This is a genomic window from Anabaena sphaerica FACHB-251 (assembly GCF_014696825.1).
Lineage (GTDB): Bacteria > Cyanobacteriota > Cyanobacteriia > Cyanobacteriales > Nostocaceae > RDYJ01.
The window spans coordinates 226,027-246,676 of record NZ_JACJQU010000007.1 but is presented as its reverse complement, the minus strand read 5'-3'; the positions used below and the strand labels follow the sequence as shown (position 1 = coordinate 246,676).

General features: G+C 36.2%; 16 protein-coding genes and 2 pseudogenes. 8 read left to right on the top strand and 10 right to left on the bottom strand.

The features are described from left to right. The first annotated feature begins 182 nt into the window (after positions 1–182). Positions 183–479: a hypothetical protein gene (locus H6G06_RS14720; protein ID WP_190561345.1), complete on the top strand. Its 297-nt coding sequence runs from the start codon at positions 183–185 to the stop codon at positions 477–479. A gap of 11 nt (positions 480–490) precedes the next feature. Here the strand turns inward: H6G06_RS14720 and H6G06_RS14715 are convergent, their stop codons facing one another. From H6G06_RS14715 to H6G06_RS14680, 8 genes are all read right to left on the bottom strand, one after another. After that, on the bottom strand, positions 491–1,303 hold the full coding sequence (locus H6G06_RS14715; protein ID WP_242039702.1) for a DUF928 domain-containing protein: 813 nt from the start codon (positions 1,301–1,303) through the stop codon (positions 491–493). Between the two features lie 183 nt (positions 1,304–1,486). After that, a complete protein-coding gene (truB, locus tag H6G06_RS14710) occupies positions 1,487–2,365 on the bottom strand; it encodes a tRNA pseudouridine(55) synthase TruB (protein WP_190561343.1) in 879 nt (292 codons plus the stop codon). Between the two features lie 500 nt (positions 2,366–2,865). Continuing rightward, positions 2,866–4,566, bottom strand: coding sequence for an alpha/beta hydrolase (locus H6G06_RS14705; RefSeq protein ID WP_190561342.1), 1,701 nt, complete (start codon positions 4,564–4,566; stop codon positions 2,866–2,868). A 432-nt stretch (positions 4,567–4,998) separates the two neighbouring features. Next, on the bottom strand, positions 4,999–5,919 hold the full coding sequence (locus H6G06_RS14700) for a DMT family transporter (RefSeq protein WP_190561340.1): 921 nt from the start codon (positions 5,917–5,919) through the stop codon (positions 4,999–5,001). Between the two features lie 97 nt (positions 5,920–6,016). Beyond that, a complete protein-coding gene (locus H6G06_RS14695) occupies positions 6,017–7,195 on the bottom strand; it encodes a GNAT family N-acetyltransferase (protein ID WP_190561338.1) in 1,179 nt (392 codons plus the stop codon). A gap of 2 nt (positions 7,196–7,197) precedes the next feature. After that, positions 7,198–9,243 carry an NAD-dependent DNA ligase LigA gene (gene ligA / locus H6G06_RS14690; RefSeq protein ID WP_190561336.1) on the bottom strand — a complete coding sequence of 682 codons (2,046 nt, stop codon included), beginning with the start codon at positions 9,241–9,243 and terminating at the stop codon, positions 7,198–7,200. 500 nt (positions 9,244–9,743) lie between these two features. Next, a complete protein-coding gene (locus tag H6G06_RS14685) occupies positions 9,744–10,931 on the bottom strand; it encodes a response regulator (RefSeq protein WP_190561334.1) in 1,188 nt (395 codons plus the stop codon). Between the two features lie 656 nt (positions 10,932–11,587). Beyond that, positions 11,588–12,208, bottom strand: coding sequence for a hypothetical protein (locus H6G06_RS14680; protein ID WP_190561332.1), 621 nt, complete (start codon positions 12,206–12,208; stop codon positions 11,588–11,590). A 798-nt stretch (positions 12,209–13,006) separates the two neighbouring features. Between H6G06_RS14680 and H6G06_RS14675 the strand changes: the two genes are divergently transcribed. From H6G06_RS14675 to H6G06_RS14645, 6 genes and pseudogenes are all read left to right on the top strand, one after another. Further along, complete coding sequence (locus H6G06_RS14675) at positions 13,007–13,999, top strand: glycerophosphodiester phosphodiesterase (protein WP_190561330.1); 993 nt, start codon at positions 13,007–13,009, stop codon at positions 13,997–13,999. Positions 14,000–14,231: 232 nt separating this feature from the next. Then, a pseudogene (locus H6G06_RS14670) lies at positions 14,232–14,472 on the top strand (aldo/keto reductase); the annotation flags it as partial. A gap of 128 nt (positions 14,473–14,600) precedes the next feature. Further along, positions 14,601–14,713 (top strand): annotated as a pseudogene (gene tas, locus H6G06_RS27430) (NADP(H)-dependent aldo-keto reductase); the annotation flags it as partial. A 384-nt stretch (positions 14,714–15,097) separates the two neighbouring features. Beyond that, on the top strand, positions 15,098–16,267 hold the full coding sequence (gene chrA, locus H6G06_RS14660; protein ID WP_190561328.1) for a chromate efflux transporter: 1,170 nt from the start codon (positions 15,098–15,100) through the stop codon (positions 16,265–16,267). Between the two features lie 56 nt (positions 16,268–16,323). Beyond that, entirely contained in the window at positions 16,324–17,064 is a 741-nt protein-coding gene (locus H6G06_RS14655) for a class I SAM-dependent methyltransferase (RefSeq protein ID WP_190561326.1), read from the top strand. Positions 17,065–17,407: 343 nt separating this feature from the next. After that, complete coding sequence (locus H6G06_RS14645) at positions 17,408–17,746, top strand: hypothetical protein (RefSeq protein ID WP_190561322.1); 339 nt, start codon at positions 17,408–17,410, stop codon at positions 17,744–17,746. On the opposite strand, the gene H6G06_RS14640 is transcribed toward H6G06_RS14645, so the two are convergent. Then, positions 17,743–19,179, bottom strand: coding sequence for an MFS transporter (locus H6G06_RS14640; protein ID WP_190561321.1), 1,437 nt, complete (start codon positions 19,177–19,179; stop codon positions 17,743–17,745). The genes H6G06_RS14645 and H6G06_RS14640 overlap by 4 nt on opposite strands. A 73-nt stretch (positions 19,180–19,252) precedes the next feature. On the opposite strand from H6G06_RS14640, the gene H6G06_RS14635 reads away from it, so the two are divergent. Then, complete coding sequence (locus H6G06_RS14635) at positions 19,253–19,774, top strand: phosphoribosyltransferase (RefSeq protein WP_190561319.1); 522 nt, start codon at positions 19,253–19,255, stop codon at positions 19,772–19,774. 201 nt (positions 19,775–19,975) lie between these two features. Here H6G06_RS14635 and H6G06_RS14630 read toward each other — a convergent pair whose 3' ends face one another. Next, complete coding sequence (locus H6G06_RS14630; protein ID WP_190561317.1) at positions 19,976–20,419, bottom strand: DUF29 domain-containing protein; 444 nt, start codon at positions 20,417–20,419, stop codon at positions 19,976–19,978. Positions 20,420–20,650: the final 231 nt, after the last annotated feature.

Genomic DNA, 20,650 nt, shown 5'->3' with positions numbered 1-20,650 from the left:
CACTTACTTATAGGACTCCTATTTGATTTTTGATAGCTTGCGTGGCGTAGCCATACAAACTCAGTACACCTTGTATTCCTTCTTTTCTGTTCCCTGTTGCCTGTTCCCTGTTCCCTACCTCTACGAGTAAATTCAGGAATCAAACCGGATTCCTATATCATTACCTAAAATATAAAATTGCTATGAGAGCGAGAATTGACAATAATGTTTTATTTCTTCATCACGAGGATGTACCTGAATTTAAAAAAGGTGGGTCAGTGGTAAGAAATTCGTATTTTTGGGCGTTACGTTCTATAGCTGGTCGTGCTAGACGTGCTGGTGATTGGGAATATGAGTCTGAGGTGTGGTTAGCACTAGCGCGGATGTTGATGTCTTTTACTGAATCGGGATATTTGGGTTATAGGGAAACTATATTAGAGTTTCCCTTATCACAGGGAGAAATACCCCATGTATTGCGGGATGTAGGAACTTGGGAATAGAGTTGACCAAATTAAGGTTTTGGTTTACCAAAGTCAACGAAAGGTGCTTGGGCAAAATCTTCTAGACCAACTGATTTTAACAAGTCTGTCCATACCTCTGGATCTTCAGTACGCAAGGAAGCAACATTACTGATAGTTTCATACCAAATCTTATTCTTTGCATAAATTTCAGCTTTCTTGAGAGGTGTTGCTTGCTGAAGGGAGCTATTTAATAGTGAACCTAGTGTAGTACGTTCCAATGAACCAGATACATATTCATCCTGACTTCTATCTTCAGAATTACAAATTAAAGTGAAGTACCAGAAATATTTTTTGCCTGTTTTTAAGGAAGCACTGGTTGGGATGCTCAGTTGAACTATTCCCGGTTGAGTAGGTGGTGTAAAATTAGTTTCGTAAACTTCATTTCCCTCATCATCTATGACTACAAATTCTCCAGTTTGTGTCGTAGTTTTGGGAACATACACATACAATTTCGGATTTTCAACCACTGTTTGTCCCTGATTATCGCTTGTCGGCATTAAGGCTGTTAGTGATGGTTGGCCATTATCGGTAATAATACAAGAGTTTTGCCTTCCCCTTCTTCCTCCTGCACCTGTTCTTTGAGGTTTACCTCGGTCTTGTCCCGATGGGAATTGAATCCGTCTTCCTCCTGCACCTGTTCTTTCTGGGCTGTCTCGGTTAGGTGCTTCAGGAAATCTAAGCCCTGGGGTTGGGGTAGGTTGTGCTAGTGAGGGTAAAGAAAAGGTAGATATAATGATCAGGGATGGAGAAAGTGCGATCGCAATTTTGAAGAGAGAATTAATATATTTTTGCAAATTCATCATAGTGAGATTGCCCTTGATACTTTATTCAAATCCACATTTAGAAAGATAAATTCCGTATTTATACAAAATTTATACCCAAGGATAGAGAATATTTTGCGTTCAGCGAAGAAATCATTTTAACAACCATTTTTTTGGTCTCACATCCCCGAATTCTTGAAGAATTCGGGGATTTTGTGGTTAACATTAGGAAATCGGTTCAAAAACCATTTGGGGAATCAATAGATGTTCTTGTATTTGTCCAATCCCCAAAAAGCGGGTTTCTTGTTCATAGACTCGCACTATTCCTAACACATCAAAATTTACAGGAACTTGCTGTCCTTGACACCATTTTTTGGCAAATGTTCCTGGTAAATTTACAGATGGTAATTTTTGTAAGGCTGTATCTGGGGAGATGGGTTGAAATGTCCCGCTTTGAAGTTGGGTTTCTAATTCTGTTAATGTGAGGCTATCTTGTAAGTGAAACCCGCTGCTTTCAGTTCTTGTTAAAGCGGCGAGGGTTCCACCTGTGTTGAATATAATTCCTAAATCACGGGCGATCGCTCGAATATATGTTCCTGCACCACAAGCGATCGCTAAATCTAATTCCGGGAAATCACTATCACGCCAGTCTAAAACTTGTATATTCAAAACTTCTACTGTCCGCACTGGTGCTTGTATAATTTCTCCTTGACGTGCCAAATCATATAGGCGTTTTCCCTCCACTTGAATGGCGCTATAACTGGGGGGAATTTGCTCAATTTTGCCGATAAATCGGGAAAGTTCTGTTTTTATGTCCGTTAAATTTAAGCCCGGACAAGGCTGAGAGGTGATAACTTCGCCTTGTAAATCATCAGTAGTTGTACGTATGCCAAGGCGAACAGTAGCTTTGTAAGCTTTTTCACCTGGTAAATATTGTAATAATCTGGTAGCTTTACCCAAGGCGATGGGTAACACGCCTGTAGCTGCTGGGTCTAAGGTTCCTGCGTGTCCTACCCGTTTTAAACGCAGCAGTTTCCGTACCCTTGCTACGCAGTCATGGGAAGTCCAGTCATAAGGTTTGTTTAAGTTGAGAAAACCCTGCACAGAATAATTTGTAATTTGTAATTCGTAATTCGTAATTCGTAATTAATTATATTCTATGTCGTGACCAATAATTTATAATTCAGAATTGGTAATTAATTATATTCCACGTTAATTTAAGAGGATGTTTGAAAAGTTTTTGGCGAATATAATATGGCTGATGCCTCCGGCACGCTACCGCGAACGCCACGCTGGCGCGAACACTACTACACAAACTAAGTCCACCTCCGTGGACTAATGAAAAATAAAGGTTTTGAACCCACGCAGGTGGGTTTTGTCGGTGTAGGCGCGATTTCTAATCGCTCACGGTAGTATGAATTTAGACTTTTCAAACACCCTCTAACACTGTTCAGGACTGACGCACCCGAAAAGAGATATTTGATGTGACACTTGCGTAAGTCCTAACTGATACAAAATATTGCAAAAAAAACATCACCCAAAAATCATGTGATGAAGCAAGGTAACAGCAATATCTAATATCCAAAATCCCCATCTGACTATAGTTAAAGAGAGTTTTTTTTTCCGGGGATAGCTTCTTGATGATTATTACCTAATACTGGTGCTAACTGTGGACTGTTGAGAGATTGAACGAGACTCAAACCCAAAGACTGAGTAGAAATAGTTTGAGCGTAACCAGCGTTCAGGTAGGGAAGATATTGGGGCTTTTGAGATACATAAGTTTGGAAAAAAGGCAAACTTAAAGAATTGATGTAAGCACGCGCTTGGGAAGCATCACCAACCATGTCTGCGGGTAATGCTACTTGTTGACTTCCGGGGTTACTATTACCAATGCTAGAAAAATGAGTTCCACCAACAAGCATAACAAGATATTTGTGGGGATTAGTTAACCAAGAAAAAGGTAAGATTTGTTCATATAAAGCTGGTGCGACTGTATCTTCACTGCTACCGATAAACATGACCGGAGTTTGAATTTGATTTAAACCAACTTTACCGAATATAGAACTGGTGATAGGATTAACAGCGATCGCTGCTTTTACTCTCTCATCCCGCAAATTAAAATTATTTTGTTGTTGAGATTTAGTTGTCAATTCTAAAGCGCGACATTGCAGGAATAAAGACATATTCCAGGTATTTCGTAGCGCATCTGTTTTACAGTCTTTTTGTAGCTGTTCAAAATTAATTTTTGCCCCTGCTAAAGCTAACGCAGTATAACCACCAAAAGACTGGCCAACTACTCCCACTCGTTGTAGATTTAATCTACCTTTAAATTCTGGATCAGACCTGTTAGCTTTTTCTAGTTGATCTAATATATATTTTATATCTAAAGGTCTATTGATAAATTCATTTGCTTCTTCTAATTTTTTATTATTACTATTAATTAGAGATCCATGAGGATGATTAGGAACGACAACAGCTAACCCATGGGATGCTAAGTGTTTGGCTAAATAACGAAAGTTACTGCTGTCTAAACCTAAGCCATGAGAAATGACAATTACTGGTGTGCTAGACTGAATATTAGGAAGATAAATATCCGTTAATAAATGCCGATTTCGAGCGACATCAAAAAATTCCAGCGTAGATTTTTTAGATGTAAAAATACCTTGATTTTGTAAATCTGCTAGGAAGGATAAATTGGAGTTGGGGATAGTAGCAGCTTCTATTTTTGATTGTTGTTGAATTACAGCGATCGCTTGATTGGTTTCACTAATTAATTTCTCCAGTTCCCCAGCTATTTCTAGACTATCAGCTAAGTTAAGACGAATAATACTGCTGGGATACTTCCGTAATAAATTTAATAATGTTAAGCCTTCTGGTTCTCCAGATGCTGAAATTATTGCAGTCCGTAAATCATCAAATTCTGATTCAGTTTGAGAAAATTTAGTTGTAATTAATTTAGCCAAACGTCGCAATAGAAATTCTCCCTGCTGTGTGTGCAGAAATTGTGACGCAACTGCGGGACTAATTTTTATAGACCTGAGTAAAATTTGGCGTAATTCTTGCAGTTGTTGAGATGAAATATATTGCTGATAAACTGCCAACTCATCATCAATTCTTCCTGTTTTAGTATAGGTTTCTAAACTAATCACAGGAATGGGAATTTCTAGTATAGAATAAGAAGCGTATATTTTTTCTGCTGCCATGACAGAATTACTAATTCCAAATGTTGGCAGCAAAATTGACAGTACCAGCAATAGAGAATTTCTTCTCAGTCTGCTAGACCAATTACCAAACAAACTATTCATCGCTCCAATGTTTCAGTGATGTTGTTTAGCGAGGCGTTAAATTTGGTAGTTATTCAGACACCCTGTTGATTAATTTATATACTCTTGTTTGCCTCAGTCTTCTGGATAGTTTTGAACTTTTTTTCTCTGGAATAAAAAATCAACTTTCAAGAAGGAAATAGCAATAGCCACCTGAATCGATGTGGCTCTATTGACTTATATAGGAGCTATATATTCTGCTAAGATTTTAGTCAATAAAATAAGCCTTTACCTCAGTGTTTATTATGTAGCTTTAAATATCAAATAAATTTACAAAATTGTTAATATTTTTTGCCAAAATTAAGAAATTATAGTATTGACTTGGACTTCATAAGATGATATGCTTATCCTTGATAAGGAAGAACTATTTAACTGAAATTAAATCAAATTTAAAGCTGACTGCTGCTGTAAATTCTATTTTTCAGATTTGCCTAAAGCGATCGCCGCAGAACCAGAAACAACTAACAAAGCGCCAATAATTCCTATTAAGGTAATGTGTTCCGGGGGAATGAGATTAGGAAAAATGTCTGCAACCAACCAAACGGCTATTAAAGTGATAATGGGAGCTAAAGTTACGACTGCACTAACTCTGGAAGCTTCCCAATGTTCTAATGATTCAGCGAAAGCACCATAGGCAATTAAAGTATTTAAACCACAAAATAGCAGCATTGATAAAGGCAAAATATCCAGATTAAAAATTGTATTTATTTTGGCAAAGGGAGTAAATAATAAAGCACATCCACCATAAATTATCAGCATAATATGATAGGATGATAAAGATTGTAATAGCTGCTTTTGTGCCAAGGCATAAATAGCCCATGAAACAGCACCTAATAAAATTAATCCACTTCCTAAAAGATATTGTCCCTGTGCTGTTATTAAATTTGTGATTTGAGATTTAAAAAACAACAGAAAACCTAACGTTAAGAGACTAACACCAAGCCATTGCCATAATGTATAACGTTCTTTAAAAATAACTAAACCACCAAAACCCAATAAAACAGTAGCTAACTGAATTAGCACTTCTGCGTTAGCAGCTGTGGTTAATGCTAAACCTTGCATGAAGAGAAAATAATTTCCTCCCAAAAATATTGTCGCTATTGCTAATAATTTTCCAGAACTAGAACGTAATTGTTCTAGAGTTGGTAATTTTTTCTGTACAAATAAATAAATTCCCAGCAATACAAACGACATCAAAAAGCGAAACCAAATGATGGTGTAGACATCTAGGGCTTGTAGCGTTACCTTTAAGGCTATTGGTAAAATTCCCCATAAAAACACCGTTAGTAACGATAAACCTAGTCCTAAACGCCAGCGACCCGAAGTTTGATGCATGATGTAGTTATAGGTGGTTGAATCATGTTTATACACAAGTCAAGTATCAAGAATAGATAATTACTTCGTGCTGTTGACTCTTAGTTCCGGGTAAGTCTCAAAAGAAATTAGCCATCCCAGGGGAAACACTGGTAAATATTTGCGTAGCAGCTGAAAGTGCTGATTCTGTAGCATCCAGTTTTCCTAATTGCTGCAACTGATGAGGGGAAAATAAACCTGTGTACAGTGGTGCTAGTCCTCTAATATCTAACTGTAGCTCACCCTTTCCACCCTTGGTCACTTTACCACATCCATTGACGACAGACAGAATAAATTTACCGTTATTTGCAGGTAGCAAATCATCTTTAATGTCTAAGTGCAGTTCAGCTTGAATTCCCGCTGGATAACCCCGCATTTCCAAAGCCTTAAATAAATTTATCACCCTCAGCATCCAAAGTTTCTGAAGTGATATTTTGGCAATTGGTTCTGGTAACAGCAATTTTAAGGAATCAATTACACTACTTTTCCATTGCACTTTTTTAATTTGGGAGCGATGCTTGAACAAAAAAGACCAGAAAGTTTGTGCAGCAGCATCTGTGAGAACTACCCAATCTATTACTTTTAATATTGCGCCATCTTCTGTTCGTTCTTGGTTAAAGATGATGTAGCCTTGGGGTTGTTGTTGAGAACCAATAAAATAAGCATAAACTTTTTGCTGATCATTTGATTGAGTGAGTAGTTGCCAAAGTGCTGAATTTCTGTCTAAATATCCGGGAATTAATTGTGCTTGTTGCTGATATAAATCATGAAATATTTGATGATCAGTCAACATTACAGGTTGCACAGGTAAAGGTTGTTCCCACACCTGAATACTATCAGTGAGAATTTCCCAAATGCAATAACTACCCCCTTGCTCAAATCCAACTTTTCGGTATAGGGTTTGTGTAGCTGGATAGAGGACGGAAATAGGTACTTCTTGAGCATAAAGTTCTTGGATGGTATGTTGCATTAAAGCTAAAGCTGCACCATCTCCACGATATTCTGGAGCAATACCAACTGAGGCTATTCCTGTCATCGGTACACGCTTTCCTCCCCACCATTGTCCCATGTTTAAAGTTGCCAGTCCACCAGCAATATATTGATTGTGATGGATAATGCGGAAGTTTTCTGCGCCAATACAATTGATGTATAATTCCTCGTCACTAGGTGAAGTGATAAAAGACTGGTTGAGGATAGATCCTAGTTGTTTAATATCTTCTGGGTGAGAGAGTGTGGTGTATTGAAATTCAGATTTCATTTTTAATTTTCCAACATCTCTAACAATTGTGCTTCATTTAACTGTGTAATTCCTAAAGATTGGGCTTTTTCTAATTTAGATCCTGCATCTGCACCTACAACCAAAAAATCAGTTTTTTTACTAATAGAATCAGTGACTTTACCACCAGCTTTTTGAATTAATGCTTTTGCTTCATCCCGTTTTAAGGTGGGTAAAGTACCTGTTACCACAAAGGTTTTACCAGCAAAATTGGGATTTGTTTCACCTGCTGCTTTCGGTGCTTCGGTGTTGGCTAATTGCAAACCTATTGCTTGAAGACGAGAAATCAAAGTTTGATTGGCAGGGGTGAGAAACCATTGAGAAACTGATTGAGCAATTTCTGCACCGATACCATAAACACCTTCAATATCTGATTGTCTAGCGGCTGTCAACTGTTCAACTGTGGTAAATTTCTCGGTTAATAATTGGGCGTTGACGCTACCTACGTGACGAATGCCTAAACCATATAATACCCTAGACCAAGGTTGATTTTTGGATTGAGCGATCGCACTGACTAACTTTTGTGCTGACTTCTTACCCATCCTTTCCAATCCACATAACTTGTCTTCTGTCAAGTCGTATAAATCGCCAACAGAATGCACCAACTCTTTATCTACTAGTTGATGCACCAGTTTCTCACCCATACCTTTAATATCTAAAGCATCACGACTCACCCAATGTTCAATCTCTCCTTTGAGAATAGCAGCACAGGAAGCGTTTACACATCTTGTCACCGCTTCCCCTGACTCCCGCACCACCTGTTGACCACATACGGGACAATGGGTAGGCATAATAAAAGGTTGAGTATGTGCGGGACGGAGTTCTTTAATTACTCGTACCACTTCCGGGATAATTTCCCCAGCTTTGCGAACAATGACAGTATCACCGATGCGGATATCTAATTGAGTAATGCGATCGCTGTTATGTAAAGTAGCACGAGAAACAGTAGTTCCTGCTAATTGTACTGGGCGCATTTCCGCCAACGGTGTTAAAGCTCCGGTTCTGCCCACATTTACAGTAATATTTTCTACACGGGTAGGGGCTTCCTCGGCTGCATATTTAAGAGCGATCGCCCACCGGGGAAACTTCTGTGTAAACCCCAGTTGTTCTTGCAGCTTAAAAGCATTTAATTTTACCACCACCCCATCCGTCATATAGGGTGAATTTAGCCGTTCAGTATCCCAATATTGGTAATATTCTGCCACTTCATTGAGAGAATGACAGAGTTTATGGTTCGTATCAACGCGAAAACCCAGCCTTTGCAACAATTCCAAAGCTTCCCATTGGGTATTGGCAATACTAGAGTCATCCATCCCCGTAATATGCAGCGTATAAGCAAAAAAATCTAACTGACGCTGTGCAACAATGCGGGAATCTAATTGTCTAAGTGTACCAGCTACAGCATTACGAGGATTAGCAAATAACTGCTCACCTGCTTTTTGCCTTTTCTCATTAATTTGTTTAAACACCTCCAAAGGTAAAAATACCTCTCCCCGTACTTCCACCTTTTCAATATTTTCTAACCCGTCAAAATTCAAACGTAAGGGAATTGAGCGAATAGTCCGCACATTTTGGGTAATGTCTTCACCCATCACCCCATCCCCTCTAGTCGCACCTCTCACCAGAATACCATTTTGGTAAGTCAGTGCCAAAGCAGCACCATCAATTTTCAATTCCGCTACATATTCAACTTCACCGGCAGAATACTGAGACGGCAAGTGTCGCCGCCAACGCTGTTCCCATGTTTGCAACTCCTCAATATTAAAAGCATTTTCCAAACTATAGAGGGGTATATTATGCCGTACAGAGGTAAAATGAGTCGCAGGTCGCTCACCTATGCGCTGAGTTGGACTATCAGGAGTGATTAATTCTGGATAGTTCGTTTCTAATTCTTGTAATTCTCGATACAGTCTGTCATAAACTGTATCTTCCATTATTGGTGCATCTAGAACATAGTAAGCATAGCTGGCTTGTTGTAATAACCGCCGCAATTCTTCTACACGCTTGGCTTCAGGCTGAGTTTGCACCATAAGACTTATAGCAAAATATCTATCAAAGCATTAATAATTATCCCTATTCATTGAAAATAATAAACAGTACCTTATGGGCAATTTTCCCACATTTACAGGATTAGGAATTATGTACTGGAGAAATTTACCCTCTTTTTCTGCGAATAAGACGCTTGTGCGAATGTTTAGTGACTGTTCAGATGGGGTTTTAATACGGTATTATACGCATCCTAACTACATTTATGTATTTGATTACATACATTATTACATATCTCTAACGGTAATCAGAGGCACTATTACGAATTATTTAAATAAATGTTTGCGAAAAATAGGTAGATACACCATATACTAAGAAAATTTGATTGCTGAGTAGCATCAATTCTGAGACTTCAGCTAATTTGTTGTTCAGACCACTATGTTAATGGCAAAAAACAAAATTAGATAGAATCTCAACCAATACTGCATTAGGTTGTGAGCCTGGAAATGGTAAAGGTTTTTTATTTCCCCTTCCCCTTTATTCCTTAACCAACAAGCACGGGCATCTCAGCAGGTAAGGTCATTCCTAAATGCTTATTTATTGTCACTAAAACCTTATCCGAAGCCACAGATTTATTAATAAAATCTGTTGCACCATAAACCTTAGACCTTGCTTGATCAAAAACGCCATCACTTCCTGTCAAGATCACAATTGGTGTCTTTGCAAAAATAGAACTACATCGTAATTGAGCGCAGAGTTCATGTCCATTAACAGTTGGCATAATCAAATCCAAAAAAATTAAGTCAGGTTTTTTTTGAATTAGATTTGGTAGAGCTTGCACAGGATCTTGAATACTAGTAAACCTCATACCATTAGAGGTAATAATCTGCTCTAACAATTTGCAAAAATGGAGGCTATCATCAACACAAGCTACTAGAGGTACTTTGCTCTTACTTTTTAATTTACCAGCATCATTGTGTGTCAAACTATTAAATAGTAAAGGTAAATCAGGGACTTCTCTCAGTTCCATAATTCCCTGGCGAATGTATGGCACCAATGAACGAGTAAGGGCTAAAACATTCTGGTTCATTTTTATAGCTAAATCACACAGAGTGTAGTTACCATTCATTAACCTCTCAAAATTTTTGTATACCACCGCACTAACTGCTTGACGCAGATGTTCAGGTCTTATTACTACTGGTGACAAATGGGGAGAAATGCTGGACATTCCTGCTATTATCCAGTTATTCCATTCCTCTTGCGTTTGTTTAAGTAGCATCCTGGTGCTTGTGGAAAGGATTGTGATATCTAAGACTATTTCTGGTTTGCGTTCAAATGTGAAAGTTGAAGATTTTCCTTGTTGATAAATATCAAACAAAATTTCTTTGATCGTATTGACCACAATTTTTTTCAGCTGCTCAGACTGGATGACATTATTCTTATATAACTCGAACAATAGGAGATAATCCCAGAAATCTATCGATTTAACTGTTGAGTCATTCTTTACTTTATTAATATCTATACCAGGAAAATTCTGATTTATATTTCTCATCCAACGACGATAAGGATGCGTTCCTCCTGTTGCCCAAACTAGCTGTCCAAATTGGTAATATAAGCTCCAGACTTTACCCTGAGAATTTTTAATATCTAGTCTGCCGTTGTACCTAAGTTGCGTACAAATTTGAAACTGTTCAATTAGTTTCATCGATTCCTGCTTTTCAGAAATATTCATAATCTTTGTAATTGATAGGTTGACTGCAAAATCGATAGATTTATCCGGTTTCCGAACATCAGGGTTACGTGAAAGATGTAAAGAAATTCAGTAACTGCCTATTTGATGGTCACATATTTTATACAATATCATAGTAAACATCAAAAAGGCATATGTATAAGATTTAATTTAGATTTGTGTGATACTTGGTAATTCCGCCTTATTGGTCAAAGGTTTATCAAATATCTGTACATAGGTTAGGACTGGATTAAACTAAAAATATGTATTCTTCAATACTAAAACCTAAACTTACTTAGTAACGATACGTATAATAGTTTTGATAAAACTTGTATAAAAAATATTTATAAAGATGCCAAAACATCATTTCTATTGAGAATCCCATCGCTGATACCAATTCACGGAAATCCTGATCCAGATAAATTTTTGCTAGAGGTTTCAGTCAGTTGGTGTTAAAAAACCAACGCGTTCATGGAAGAAACCCCCATGAACGAAGGACAAGGAAGCGTTAATTGAAGCTTTCCACGCGACTATTTTTAGTCTGGGTTTGTAAAGGGAGGTTTGAATTTAGATTCTGTACCGTATGGCTACGCCACGCAAGCTATCGGCTGACGCTCACGGAAGCCTCATTGATTTGCAATCTGCTGTAAGTAAGTTTTTTAATCAAAAATCTTAATCAGAAAACGCCCAATGAGATAGATTTCCGACGAATGATCTAACTTGTAAAATATTGGTTTTAAGTGAGGATAAACACTAGCTAACCAAGCTTCTGAGACATGATTCCACCGTTTTTCCATATGTTCTATAGACATAATTGCAGAAGTAGACATAATTGGCGCTTCCAAAATAACTTTCTGGTCTAGTTCCCAATTCAAAGAGAACAGATTTACATTTTGGGCTAAATCAAATAGCATTTCTACTATGGTATGGACTACAATTTCGTTAATCTGTTCTCGTTTGATTTGTTGGTTTTTATATAAAGTTTTTAACCAACAATAATCCGCATAGTCTATTGATATTGATTCAGGAGGACTTAACTGTATTTTATTCGGATCAATCTGGGGACAATTTTGAGTTACATACCTACGCAAACGGCGATAGGGGTGAGTTCCGTCCGTTGCCCAAACTATCTGTCCTAACCGATAATAGAAGCTCCAGTTATGTCCTTTTGGACTGACAACCGTTAACTTGCCATTATATTGTATTTGCATACATTTTCTAAATTCATCAAATACCTGGCTTCTTTCGATATCCGTTGCGGTAGCCGTGTGGGTACTCATAGATTTATATATTTAAATTTGAACTGAATCAGTCAAAACTAGAAAGCTAATATCTTTATAATTAGAGTGAATTAGTTATTTGTACATTAATCATTGGTTATCCTTTGGTAAATTATTATTTCTTTATATTTCTAAACTCTATAAAAACTTTATAAAAAATCTCTTTCATATTTAATCTACACATTTTTGGTGGAGAAAATATGAAAGGGAGCATATTGTCTGTCGTGATTATAGAATTTAAAGGTACAAGAGTTTACTAATTATCATTCTATAGGTACTTTGTAGATAATAGAACTAAATTTAGCGTAAATTTTGTAAATTTTTCTTGGATTATTTAATTAGTAATATCTAGGTTTATTTAGCAATAATATCTTATATTAATTTATGTTAAGTAAGTGGGCGTTAAAAAATATAATATAAACCTAACCCCCCAACCCCCTTCCCTGCTAGGGAAGGGGGAGTCAAAGCCTCTCTCCTGGTAGGGGAGAGGTTTGGAGAGAGGTTTTATATTTAATTGTGCCAAGTTACTTAATAAAATTAAACATACTTATAGCAGGAAAATCCTTAAGGCTTTTTCACTCTTTTTTGTACTTCATTTACCTGCACTATGCTGCAACCACATCATCAGTCATCGTTTACCAAATTAATAACTAAGAAATTGTGTATAATTTTGTAATAGCAAACTGAAAGCAAATCGAAAATATTACAAACCTTAATTTTTTTTTGTAAACAAGTTATAAATAATTATATTTATTTTATATTTACTTCACTAACAGTTTCTAAAGAATCTCTAAAGAAATGGCAAATATATTATCAGTTAAACTCCCACTTATTCTTGCTCATAGAGGTGCAAGCGGATACCGACCCGAACATACTTTGTCCGCATATCAATTAGCGATTGATTTAGGTGCTGATTATATTGAACCAGATTTAGTTATTACCAAAGATGGTATTTTAATTGCGCGTCATGAAAATGAAATATCAGAAACTACGGAGGTTGCTAATCATCCTGAATTTGCTCATTTGCAAACTACGAAAATAATTGATGGTGAAATTAAAAAAGGTTGGTTTACCGAAGATTTCACATTAGCAGAATTAAAAACATTAACAGCTAAAGAACGTATTCCCCAACTACGTCTCCAAAATACTGCATATAATGGATGTTTAACAATTCCTACACTACAAGAAATCATTGATTTAGTCCAGAATCAAAGTTTAAAAAATGGTCGTGTTATTGGTATTTACCCAGAGACCAAACATCCAACATACTTTAAGTCAATTGGTTTGCCATTAGAGACAACTCTATTGGCAATTTTACAACAAACTAATTTGCCTGTATTTATTCAATCCTTTGAAGTTAGTAACCTGCAAGAACTAGCCAAAAAAACAGATTTTCCTTTAGTACAATTAATCAATGATTCAGGTCAACCTTATGATTTTGTCATCACTGGGGAACCTCGCACATATCAAGACATAATCAAGCCAGCTGGTTTAAAAGAAATTGCTGAATATGCACAAGTAATAGGAGTCAATAAAAACTTAATAATACCCAGAGATAGTACAGGTAAATTACTATCATCAACATCTTTAATTAGAGATGCTCATCAAGCTGGTTTACAAGTTCATGCTTGGACATTCCGCAACGAAAATTACTTCTTACCTTTAGATTTTCAAGACAACCCCCAAGAGGAATATAAACTGTTTTTTAAGTTAGGTATCGATGGAGTATTTAGTGACTTTACAGATACTGCTGTAGCTGTGAGAGAAGCTACTATAACTAAAACTAATTGATAGTAAAATTCTAGAAAATTGGTATAATACCAATTTTATGTGAGGCTGCACAGAATGATGACATCAATTGAATCATCCATCTTTATCTGTGTTTATCTGCGTTTATCTGCGGTCAATTATTCTTGATATCTTATTCTCTGCAACTTCATATCAATTTGGTATAACATAAACATAATCAACTAATAATATCAGGATATGCAATACAATCAACTAGGTGAAAGTAAATTAAAGTTTACTAGCTCATATTCCTTTGGGATTTGGTTTTTTTATCTGGTAAATATCTGCATGGTGTTCCTGAAAAATCAAGAGTTGCTTTATTTGCCAACTTTGGTCAGCTTTATTTAAAATCCAATGTCACACAAGCAGTTACAGCTTATGTAGAAATTGCCCAACATTATCAAATAAAACCTGCACAATTAGCTTTAGCATTTGTGCGAAGTCGTTGGTTTGTAGCTAGTACAATTATCGGTGCTAAGTAAGTCGGCGGGGAAAAACCGAAGTATGTAACAAAAAGTAAATTCACCAAAACCCTCTTCCCCGTTCCCTGTTCCCTGTTCCCTGTTCCCTTGTCATAACGACAATTTTTAACGCCCACTTACTTACTACAATGGAACAACTAAAAGAAAACTTGGAAAGTGTAAATGTTGTTCTCAATAAAGATATTTTGGCTGAAATAGATGCAGTTGACAATACTACCCTAATCCTGCACCTTAATCAGTAATTAGTTTTTGAGTAAATTGACTGTTAACTATTTATGTAACAGTCAATTCTGCAAATTATACTAAGTGTTACTGCTGAAAGAGTCACTGAATTTTTGATCAGATATCCTATTATACTACACTAAATCAATCGATTTTGTATACTTGACTACTTTTAGCAATTTCAAAACCTATTTTTAATCTCTAGTTTGTATTTTATATTGTAACCAGTGTAAATATAGGAATCCGGTTTGATTCCTGAATTTACTCGTAGAGGTAGGGAACAGGGAACTCTTAACAGGGAACAGAAAAGAAGGAATATAAGGTGTACTGAGTTTGTATGGCTACGCCACGCAAGCTATCAAAAATCAAATAGGAGTCCTATAGATTGATAAATAATATGAATAACTTACCTTTAAATCGTTTGGGTGAAGTTGCTAAACTCTTTTTTAAACTGGGTGTGATTGGTTTTGGGGGACCAGTTGCCCATATTGCCATGATAGAAGATGAGGTAGTCAAGCGTCGTCAGTGGTTAACACAAGAGCATTTTTTGGATTTGTTGGGTGCGACTAATTTAATTCCTGGTCCCAATTCTACAGAGATGGCCATTCATGTAGGATACATTTATGCAGGATGGCTAGGTCTGATTGTTGCGGGTGTTTGTTTTATCTTACCTGCGGTTTTAATTACAGGTATCTTGGCTTGGATTTATGTGAATTATGGAACTTTACCCCAATTTTCGCCTTTACTTTATGGGATTAAACCTGCGGTTTTAGCTATTATTTTGAATGCCCTTTGGAGTTTAGGAAAAAAAGCAGTAAAAACCAGACAATTACTTATAATTGCTGTAGCAGTTGGGTTAATAACTTGGTTTGGTAATATTAATGAAGTTATTGCTTTGTTGTTGGGGGGAATATTAGGAATGATTTGGTTACGTAATAGTAATCAAATTAATTTAATTATTACCGCTTTAACTATTTCTACAACTTTGCCAGTAATAACTATAACTCCTGTTGTACCTTTATGGAAATTAGGTTTATTTTTTCTCAAAGTTGGTAGTGTGTTATTTGGTGGTGGTTATTTACTAATTGCATTTTTACAAGGTGGGTTAGTAAATGAATATGGTTGGTTAACACAACAGCAGTTATTAGATGCTGTTGCTATCGGTCAATTTACTCCTGGACCAGTGCTGTCCACAGCTACCTTTATAGGTTATATCATTGCTGATATACCTGGTGCAATTGTGGCAACGGTGGGAATTTTCCTCCCTTCATTTTTATTCGTGGCTATTTTAAATCCTCTCATTCCTCGCTTACGTGCCTCATCTTGGACAAGGGCTTTTTTAGATGCAGTGAATGTCAGTGCTGTAGCTTTAATGGTAGTGACTACATTGCAATTAGGAATCACGACTTTAACTTTAACAAAAACGCTTTATGTGGATTTTTTTGGTTTAGTTATTTTCTTGATTTCCGCAGTTTTAGCCATTCGCTATCGCATCAATGCAGCATGGTTGGTATTAGGTGGTGGTTTAATTGGTTGGGGTGTTTCTGTTGTGGGATATTTCCAATAATAGATGTGTGAATTTTATTTAGTTATTTAACTATAAATGTAGCAGTAGGTAAAAAAATGGCAGAACATTACGACAGCATAGCCCAAGAATATAAAAAAGCCAAAGAGTTGCCGATCCGTCTGCATATTGAAAGATATACATATTTTAATATGCTTGGTGATATCACAGGGAAGTCAATTCTTGATTTAGCTTGTGGAGAAGGATTATATACTAGACAATTTAAACAAAAGGGTGCATCTTTAGTTGTAGGAGTTGATATTTCCGAGAAAATGCTGGAACTGGCAAGACAGGAAGAAGCTAAAAATCAACTTGATATTCAATATATTGTCGGTAATGTGATGGAACTAGGTAAAATTGGCGATTTTGATCTAGTTGTTGCTTCTTATTTACTTAATTATGCCCAAACTGAAGAACAATTACAAAAAATGTGTCAAACCATATTTACAAATCTCAAACCAGGAGGGCGTTTTGTGACATTAAATAATAATAGTGAACAATCTCCTATTTCCTACCTCAAAACTGAAAAATATGGATTTATTAAAACTATTACTGAACCACTGCAACCAGGAACAGCTATAAAGCTGATATTTTCTGTTGCGGATAAACAATTTAGTTTTGATAACTATTATCTCAGCAAAGATACATATAAAAAGGTATTGGAAAAAGTTGGTTTTAAAGATATACGTTGGCAAAAAATGCTAGTTTCTCCTGAAGGTATCAAGGAATTTAGTCAAGAATTTTGGCAGGATTATCTAGATTGTATGCCTCATTTTGGGATTGAGTGTTTTAAATACTGATACCGTCTTGATCAAACGCCAGTACGAATTGTGGGAATATCTTTAGCAAATGTATAACTAAGTTCTATGGCAAGCAAATATAGTGTAATTCAGTATGTTCCTGATCCAATCGCAGATCAACGGATCAATATTGGTGTTATTGCTTTTGATAAGTAAGTGGGCGTTAAAAAATATAATATAAACCTAACCCCCCAGCCCCCTTCCCTACTAGGGAAGGGGGAGTAAAAGCCTCTCCCCTGGTAGGGGAGAGGTTTGGAGAGAGGTTTTATATTTAATTGTGCCAAGTTACTTAATCAAAATATTCGTGTACGCTTCCTGAAGAATTGGCTAAGAGTGCAAATTTTTGGCATGGAAGATATTAAATTTCTCAAAAATTTTGCTCGTCTCATGGAGAATAACGTTAAAGAAGGATATCTATTTTTCAGAAGACAAGCTAAATGAAGTTTCCTATCAAGAAATAATCTTGAAAATAGCACAAGAATGGATAAATAGCATTCAAATCACCGAACCAGGTTCATTAGATAGTGTTGATGATTTACTAGAAGAAATTGCTAATACCTATTTGCGTGAAAGAACGCCCAAATCAAAACCAAAAAGATCGGGAAATTCAATGAAAAGTCCAACAAGTTTCAGGTTCAATTTATATCCACGCATCAAACAAAAATTGGGAGAAAAAACCTAAGAATTATTCTCCCGTCTTTCCTGCAACTTCAACATAATTTCCGCGTGCATCTCGCGGGTAATGGGATAGAAAAAAGTCAAAATCAAACCAATAATTAAACAAATTGTGGGTATTGGACCTACAGCAATTCTAATAGCTAACAACGCTGATTCAGGTTGTATAGGTAATGTACTTTGTCCAACTACAGTTTCTTTAAAACCCGATGCTTGTAAAGCATTACCTACTATAAATAGCCCAAAAGCTAAACCAAACTTTTGCAATAACACCATGAACCCATAAAAAACTCCTTCCCGTCTTTGTCCGGTTTGTAATTCATCTAATTCAATCACATCAGGAATCATTGACCAAGGAATTAAATAAGCTGTAGAAACACCACAACCAGCCATTACAGCCATCACATACATTAAACCAATTTGATTAGACTTTAAGAAAAATAGTCCCGCAGCAGCGATTATCCATAAACTCATTCCCAGAAAATAAACAAGTTTTTTACCAAACCTTCTACTTAAATTACTCCAGACAAATAACATTAATAAAGCCGTTGCTTGCACCGCAATCAAAACTGTGGGAACTTCTGAGTTTTTCATCCCCATACAGTAAATAACAAAATAGGGAATGATGCTGGCGGTAATTTGTACCCCTAACCAAGAAAAAAGATAGATAGCAATAACAAACAAAAAAGGTCGATTACTGAAGGCAATTTTGATCTGTTCAATAAAAGGAATTTCTGCTGTTTCTTCCAATTGGATACGTTTAGCTTCAAAAGCCATAATGCGATCGCGTGTTCCATAAACGCACCAATATAAAGATAAAGTCGAAATCACAGTACAAATTGCGGCTAAAACTAGATACTGTTGTTGAGGATTATCAATCACAGAAAAAACAATTTGCGCTAAAATCAATGATAAAATACTGCCACCAATGGAAAAAGTAAAGCGAAAGCTATTCAGGCTAGTCCGTTCATCATAATCTTGAGATAATTCCGGTGTCATTGCCGTATAAGGCAAATTGACCACAGTAAAAAACGCTTGAGATATGACACCAATTACGACGTAATACCAGAACAATGGCCAAATATTACTACTTTGCTCTGGGCTAAATTGTGGTACAATCCATTGCAAGAAAAAGAAAATACCAAAAGGAATTGCACCATATAACAACCAAGGTAAACGACGACCCCAGCGACGAGATTTAGTTTTGTCAGTCAATAACCCCACAACTGGATCATTGACAGCATCCCAAATTTTACCAATCATCAAAATACTACCAGCTAACCCCGCTGGAATACCAGCGACATTAGTAAAGAACACCAGCAGAAAAAATATAGCAATATTAGAAGTAATTGCCGGGCCTAAATCTCCAGCCCCATAAGCCAGTTTCGTTTTCAAATCTAACTTTTCACTGGCTAATTTTTCACTATTAGCATCGTTCATAATAACTTACGCTCATATTAAGATAGTTTGGATTTGCTTTCAGTGCTAACTAAAAAATACTTCCCTGAGTTTTATGTCAGACCTTTACGTTTCTTGGTCAGATTATCACCACAAAATTGAACAATTAGCTGTGAAGATTTATCAATCCGGTTGGGAATTCAATCAAATTGTCTGTCTTGCCAGAGGGGGACTGCGTGTAGGAGATATTCTCTCCCGGATATATAATCAACCATTAGCAATTTTAGCTACTTCATCATACAGTGGCGCAGGTAAACAAGAAAGGGGTGGTTTAATTGTTTCCCCTCACTTAACGATGACAACCGACAGGTTAGGTTCCCGAATTCTTTTAGTCGATGATTTAGTGGATTCGGGAATTACTCTGCAACAAACTATCCCTTGGCTAAAAGAACATAGCGAGTTTCCCATTGAAGAAATCCGTACTGCTGTAATTTGGTATAAAGACTGTTCAGTTATTGCCCCAGATTACTACACTGATTATTTACCCGATAACCCCTGGATTCATCAACCTTTTGAAATCTATGAACATACAACCCCTAAAGAATTGGCAGAAAAGCAAAATTTAGCAGTTACATAATCATAAGACCAGATTTTAATATATCAGGACTTACGCAAAACAGAGCGGAAGTAGGGGTAATTCATGTAGCTTGCTTGCCCGTTGCGGTATTACCCCTACGCAAGAATCAGGTTTTGAGTTCAATCTTGCGTAAGTCCTATATATGCTATCAATAAATCTTGTAGAGATGTTCTAGTAAATGTCTCTATATTGATTCTAGATTTACAAATAATTTTCATCTAAAAGTTGTTCTAAAGTATAAGGACAATCTTCTGGAAAATCTATTTTAAATCTAGTTTTTTGCTTCACATATTTTAAAGCACTTCTATAAATTTTTTCTAATTTACTGTGGAGATAATTTTGTAAATTATTGGTTAATAATCTCTCAAGTTGGTTACGAAAACCAATAATTTCTGTTTGCCAATAATTACCATTTATTTCATATTCTTCTGTCCAATAGGGTAATAATAAAAAATGTCTAATTATTTGTTCTAATAAACTAGCAACAGCATTTTTATCTCTTTTGCCCAAAGCTTCTAACTCCTCAATTAGATTATTTAAGTCTAAATCTTGAAAACGTTTTTCCTTTAGTAAAATAATTGTCTCTTCTAACCATAAATTTTCATCTAGTTCATATAAAGATTGTAAATCTGTGTTTACGGTCATAATTTACCTCTACTTTGATGAATTAGTGACTGTCATTCTTTAATACTTTTTTCCATACTTGTGTTTATCTTACCAAAATTCATGAATTGTTTACATTAATTTGAAGCCAATTATTTAAGTTTTTCTTTTTTTGGCACTATACAGCCTTTCCTATAATGAGGTACAAAATTATCTGCGTTTATCTGTGTACCCTGCGGGAAGCAAGCTACATCTGCGTTTAATTCTTCCGCA